General features: G+C 32.3%; 1 protein-coding gene and 1 tRNA gene. Both read right to left on the reverse strand.

The annotated features are described in order from the left end of the window. Positions 1 to 23: 23 nt before the first annotated feature. A complete protein-coding gene (locus tag ABG79_RS12130; protein WP_057979724.1) occupies positions 24 to 437 on the reverse strand; it encodes a hemerythrin domain-containing protein in 414 nt (137 codons plus the stop codon). Between the two features lie 122 nt (positions 438 to 559). Next, positions 560 to 635, reverse strand: a tRNA-Thr gene (locus tag ABG79_RS12135). Between the last annotated feature and the right edge of the window lie 77 nt (positions 636 to 712).

Genomic DNA, 712 nt, shown 5'->3' on the forward strand with positions numbered 1-712 from the left:
CTACCTACTTACCCCTGCTTTCATTATTCTTTTATCTTAGGATATAAATTTTTATCTTCTTTTTCTATTCTTTTCTGAAGTAAACTTAAAATATCTATAGTTTCTTTTGAGAAAGTTTCAATATTGTTTAATATTTTACTCTTAGTATTAAATTTGTTTTTATATAAATTAAATAAGTTACTTATATTACCCATTTCTTGTTTATATTCTTTAGCAATAATTCTAATTTGTTCGTTATTACTATTTAGTAGGGCGGGATATAAAAAATTGTCCTCTGTGTTCATATGAATTGTTATTTTTCCTGCCAGTGTATTTATATATTTTACTATAATATCAATATTCTCTTCTAACGGTTTATAATCAACAGACCTACTAATATTAGTAATCAATTCTCTTATCTCCGCATGCTGTCTTTCTAAATTGTTAATATTTGTCATGACTCGAAGCCTCCTTATCCTTATAAGAAAATTTTAACTACTATCAGTATAACAGCATTCGAAGTGAAAATATGTGATTTTTGGCACAAAAAAGCTCCAGCATTAAATGCTGGAGCTTTTTATGGAGCCGGCTATAGGACTTGAACCTACAACCTACTGATTACAAGTCAGTTGCTCTACCGATTGAGCTAAGCCGGCAAATATGGCGACCCAGAAGGGGCTCGAACCCTCGACCTCCGGCGTGACAGGCCGGCACTCTAACCAACTGAGCTACT

This window comes from Caloramator mitchellensis (assembly GCF_001440545.1).
Taxonomy (GTDB): Bacteria; Bacillota; Clostridia; order Clostridiales; family Caloramatoraceae; genus Caloramator; species Caloramator mitchellensis.

Bases quoted from the DNA above. Each gene is read 5' to 3' on its own strand.
- ABG79_RS12130 (WP_057979724.1), bottom strand. From the start codon at position 437: ATGACAAATATTAACAATTTAGAAAGACAGCATGCGGAGATAAGAGAA.